Below are 4,069 nucleotides of genomic sequence, written 5' to 3'. Positions count from 1 at the left end.
GTGGCTCAAGCTCAATGCTCCTGAAAAATCCTATCGTTGGGTTAGGGGCTGTTATGAAATAATGCTCAAACTGGAAAGCTTTCCTAGTCGTTGTCCCTTAGCATTAGAAAGTGAGTATTTCGACCTGGAAATACGTCAAATTTTATATGAGAAGAAATATCGTATTTTATTTAGTATCGTAGAAGATGAAAATACTAGAATGGTTGAAATTCACCGCGTTCGTCACAGTTCTCAACAAAATTTTGATTCTTTAAAACAGCTTTTGGATAATGATGAAGAAGAGTAAAATAGAAATAAACTCCATTACCCATTACCTAAAAAAATGATCGCCGCCAAAGAAAACTTTCCTCAAATAACCCCAGAAGAATACTTTGCTTGGGAAGAAAAGCAGCTAGAAAAGCATGAGTATATCGACGGCCAAGTCTACGCCATGAGCGGCGGTAGCGTAAACCATAGCCGCATTGCCGTCAGACTCACAACTCTCTTCTCCAATCATCTAGAAAACAGCAGTTGCGAAACAGGAAACTCCGATCTGAGAGTCAACATTGTCGGAACCAAAAACTATATCCACCCCGATGCAAGTGTAACGTACGACGATCGCGATAAAACCACAACCCAATACATTACCTACCCCTGCTTAATCGTTGAAGTTCTCTCTCCCAGCACTGAGGCATACGATCGTGGTGGCAAATTTAGAATGTACCGCAACAACCCTGTCTTACAAGATTACCTATTGGTTAGTTCCACCAGTATCGAAATGGATTTGTATCACAAAAATGATGCTGGTGAATGGCTCATTATTAACTACAAAGCAGGTGACACCATCGAACTAAAAAGCATCAATCTCAGTTTTGCGATCGAACAAGTCTATCGCAACCTCGACCTCACCCCAGAAACAACACCTTAAAAGTTGACATATATCATAAAACTAAGGTGATTTACGTCCGGTGAGCGTGTTGGTATTACTACTTTTAAATTAGGAGATTGTTATGATTGCAGCTAGAGAGCAGGAGCGGTACTTTACGCCTGAAGAGTATTTTGCTTGGGAGGAGCAACAATTAGAAAGGCACGAGCTAATCGATGGTCGCGTATGTGCGATGAGTGGGGGCACGCAAAATCATAGTGCGATCGCGGGAAACTTTTTAGTGACGATCAAGCCCCATCTGCGGGGTAGTGGTTGTAAAACATACAATTCTGACTGCCGCGTAAATATCCTCAATACTCGCAACTATACCTATCCCGATCTGAGTGTCACTTGCGATCGGCGAGATAATTCTAGCCCTCAATATATTACCTATCCCTGTTTGATTGTTGAGGTTTTATCGGATAGTACCGAGGCTTACGATCGCGGCAAGAAGTTTGAAAAATATCGCCGCAACCCGAATTTGGTTGATTATGTGTTGGTGAGTTCGGATGAGATGGCGATCGATATTTATCATAAAAATGATGCAGGGGATTGGTTGATCCTGAGCTATCGATCGGGCGATCGGGTCGAGCTTAGAAGTATTGGGTTGAGTTTGGCGATCGAGCAATTATATGAAGAAATTGTTTTCGAGCAGCAATCTTGAATTTATTATTAAGAGGGCGATGTAATAATATTGATGTAGAGTTATAAGAAATCTGTTACCGTTTAAATATTTGTGCAGCATATGCGTCCGAATGTTGACTCTCAGAAGATAGAACGACTGATGCAAGTCTTGGGCAGAGAGGCTCAGGGCTCAGGGTGCATCTATTTTACGGGTGGTGCTAGCGCCCTACTGATTGGATGGCGGAGTTCGACCATTGATATCGATATTCGTCTAGATCCTGAACCCCCAGGCATTTTTGGTGCGATCGCCAAAATCAAACAAGAATTGAATATTAATATCGAACTGGCTTCCCCACAGGATTTCTTACCCACAATTCCGGGGTGGCGCGACAGGAGTATCTTCATTGGCAAATACGGTCAAATCTCGTTTTATCACTATGACTTTATAGCCCAAGCACTCTCCAAAATATCCAGGGGATTCGATCGGGACATTAAAGATGTTCAAGCCATGTACGAACAGAAATTATTTTCATTAGAAGAACTGCGGAATAGTTTTGAGAGTATTGCACCCGAATTAATCCGATTTCCCTCTCTTAATCCTGATGCGCTCAGAAGCAGAGTTGAGAACTTCATTAAACGTTTTGAAAGTAACATAGAGGATGGACAGTTATGAGCTTGAATGAGTTACCGGGAGCAGAGCTAATTCTACCTGGACTGGACGATCTTCATCATGGTAAAACTAATACAATTGGGTCATTGTTAGTCGCGATCGCGGCAACTCGCCTAGCCGAAGCGGGCTTAGATGTTCCTAAAGATCGTCTGGCCGCAGAGCCAGAATTGACTCTTTATGCCCGCCTTCAAGATGAACGAGATGATGCTTATCCCTACTACAATGCTTTGCTGAATCGCTTGAATAGCTTTTGCAATGCACTTGAACTTCGTTATATGTGAGAATATGCGATCGATCGGCAGGAACAAAAGGATTTAATTAAAAAAAAAGATGTCGATCGCTGCCGGTGGGCGATCGCTTATAATTGGATGAAAGCGCGATCGATAAGACTCACCCCAAAATACCTATGAAAACCACGATCGAAATCGATAACTCCCTCATCACTAATGCGCTCCAGGCGACTGGACTCACAGCACAACAAGAAGTTGTCGAACTGGCTCTGAACCTGTTGATCCAAATGAAAAACCAACAGAACCTCCGGGCGCTAAGGGGTAAACTCGCCTGGGACGGCGACCTCGATCGCATGAGAACGGATGCGGAACAATAGGCTTGCTATGAAAAATGTTTGTGTAAATCGTTAGAATAGTAAGTGCCAAAACCAACCAAGGAGAAACCATTGTTAAGCCTAGAAATGGCGATCGAAAAAATCCAACATTTTTCCCCAGAACAACGCAATAAAGTTATTGAATTTATCGAATTTCTAGAATTTCAAGCCAGCCAAACTCAAACGATAGAACAAAAAAACGATGACTCCGATCGAGAACAATCCTTTTTTGAGCTAGCCGGAATCTGGGAACAAAAAAATATCACCCTAGACGACATTCGCAAAGACGCATGGGGTAAGGATACATTCTATGTAGCTTCACAGAAAAATAGTATTACCGAGTGTTTCTTATGAACTACCGAGACCACATCACGATCGAAGCAAATAAACGCGGTGGTAAGCCTTGTGTACGCGGCTTGCGAATTACGGTTTATGAAGTGCTTGAGTACCTGGCTTCCGAGATGACTGAAGCAGAAATTCTCGACGATTTTCCCGATTTGACACGAGAAGATTTAAAAGCTTGTATAGCTTATGCTGCTGACCGTGAGCGTCGGTTTATGACCGCTACGTTATCAGCATGAAATTACTTTTTGATGAAAACTTGTCGCCCAAGTTGCCGAATCGTTTGAGCGATATTTTCCCAAATTCGCTTCACGTTCGAGATCTGGGCATGAAAGCAACGATCGACCCAATAGTTTGGGATTATGCAAAAGACAATGATTTGATGATTGTCTCGAAAGACGCGGATATGCACGACCTGAGCTTAGTATTTGGGAATCCACCGAAAGTTATTTGGCTTCGACTTGGAAACTGTTCGACATCACAAGTTGAAAATTTGCTGCGTCGGGATTTTAAGGCGATCGAATTATTTTATGAAGACGAGAATTTATCGCTGCTTGCTTTATCATAATGGATCGATCGCCCAGGGTGTGCGATCGACTTATCATTCTTACTTGTGGAGAAATGTATGACCCAGCGACCAATAGTTCTGATAACTGGTGCAAGTCGGACTATTGGCATCGGATCATCAATTGCCGAAGAATTAGCAAAATCAGGCTGGGATGTCGCTCTGACCTATTGGCAGCCATACGATGCGTCAATGCCTTGGGGTAGCGATCCGAAAGAGGTTCAGTCACTTTGCCACAAACTTGAGCAATTCGGTGTGCGATCCACAGCGATCGAGGTTGATTTATCCTTGACTGATTCTGCTTCGCGCATATTCGATATTGTTGAGCATGACCTGGGAAACGTTACGGCAATGGTTATT

General features: G+C 43.0%; 10 protein-coding genes. All 10 read left to right on the top strand.

Going from position 1 to position 4,069, the window contains the following annotated elements:
• A partial coding sequence (locus tag JGK16_RS32120; protein ID WP_293186933.1) for a type II toxin-antitoxin system RelE/ParE family toxin occupies positions 1-286 on the top strand: 286 nt, incomplete at its 5' end.
• A gap of 36 nt (positions 287-322) precedes the next feature.
• Positions 323-907, top strand: coding sequence for a Uma2 family endonuclease (locus JGK16_RS32115; RefSeq protein WP_293193919.1), 585 nt, complete (start codon positions 323-325; stop codon positions 905-907).
• Between the two features lie 82 nt (positions 908-989).
• Positions 990-1,568 carry a Uma2 family endonuclease gene (locus JGK16_RS32110; protein ID WP_293193921.1) on the top strand — a complete coding sequence of 193 codons (579 nt, stop codon included), beginning with the start codon at positions 990-992 and terminating at the stop codon, positions 1,566-1,568.
• A gap of 81 nt (positions 1,569-1,649) precedes the next feature.
• Positions 1,650-2,201 (top strand): DUF6036 family nucleotidyltransferase, encoded by a 552-nt coding sequence (locus JGK16_RS32105; protein ID WP_293186935.1) that lies wholly within the window; start codon positions 1,650-1,652, stop codon positions 2,199-2,201.
• Positions 2,198-2,479 carry a hypothetical protein gene (locus JGK16_RS32100; protein WP_293186930.1) on the top strand — a complete coding sequence of 94 codons (282 nt, stop codon included), beginning with the start codon at positions 2,198-2,200 and terminating at the stop codon, positions 2,477-2,479. Before JGK16_RS32105 ends, JGK16_RS32100 begins: the two co-directional genes overlap by 4 nt.
• Positions 2,480-2,604: 125 nt before the next feature.
• A complete protein-coding gene (locus JGK16_RS32095) occupies positions 2,605-2,805 on the top strand; it encodes a type II toxin-antitoxin system VapB family antitoxin (RefSeq protein WP_293193923.1) in 201 nt (66 codons plus the stop codon).
• A gap of 69 nt (positions 2,806-2,874) precedes the next feature.
• Complete coding sequence (locus JGK16_RS32090; protein ID WP_293203587.1) at positions 2,875-3,156, top strand: DUF2281 domain-containing protein; 282 nt, start codon at positions 2,875-2,877, stop codon at positions 3,154-3,156.
• The gene (locus JGK16_RS32085) at positions 3,153-3,383 is read left to right on the top strand and encodes a DUF433 domain-containing protein (RefSeq protein WP_096829650.1); all 231 of its coding nucleotides are present in this window, start codon (positions 3,153-3,155) and stop codon (positions 3,381-3,383) included. The genes JGK16_RS32090 and JGK16_RS32085 overlap by 4 nt, the downstream gene beginning before the upstream one ends.
• Entirely contained in the window at positions 3,380-3,712 is a 333-nt protein-coding gene (locus tag JGK16_RS32080) for a DUF5615 family PIN-like protein (RefSeq protein ID WP_293193925.1), read from the top strand. Before JGK16_RS32085 ends, JGK16_RS32080 begins: the two co-directional genes overlap by 4 nt.
• Positions 3,713-3,769: 57 nt before the next feature.
• Positions 3,770-4,069 (top strand): SDR family NAD(P)-dependent oxidoreductase (locus JGK16_RS32075; RefSeq protein ID WP_293193926.1); only part of this gene is annotated, 300 nt, incomplete at its 3' end.

It is taken from the genome of Microcoleus sp. PH2017_09_SFU_O_A (genome assembly GCF_020738625.1).
Classification (GTDB): domain Bacteria; phylum Cyanobacteriota; class Cyanobacteriia; order Cyanobacteriales; family Microcoleaceae; genus Microcoleus.
This window is presented reverse-complemented; position numbering and strand designations above follow the sequence as displayed.

Bases quoted from the DNA above. Each gene is read 5' to 3' on its own strand.
- JGK16_RS32115 (WP_293193919.1), top strand. From the start codon at position 323: ATGATCGCCGCCAAAGAAAACTTTCCTCAAATAACCCCAGAAGAATAC.
- JGK16_RS32110 (WP_293193921.1), top strand. From the start codon at position 990: ATGATTGCAGCTAGAGAGCAGGAGCGGTACTTTACGCCTGAAGAGTAT.
- JGK16_RS32105 (WP_293186935.1), top strand. From the start codon at position 1,650: ATGCGTCCGAATGTTGACTCTCAGAAGATAGAACGACTGATGCAAGTC.
- JGK16_RS32100 (WP_293186930.1), top strand. From the start codon at position 2,198: ATGAGCTTGAATGAGTTACCGGGAGCAGAGCTAATTCTACCTGGACTG.
- JGK16_RS32095 (WP_293193923.1), top strand. From the start codon at position 2,605: ATGAAAACCACGATCGAAATCGATAACTCCCTCATCACTAATGCGCTC.
- JGK16_RS32085 (WP_096829650.1), top strand. From the start codon at position 3,153: ATGAACTACCGAGACCACATCACGATCGAAGCAAATAAACGCGGTGGT.
- JGK16_RS32080 (WP_293193925.1), top strand. From the start codon at position 3,380: ATGAAATTACTTTTTGATGAAAACTTGTCGCCCAAGTTGCCGAATCGT.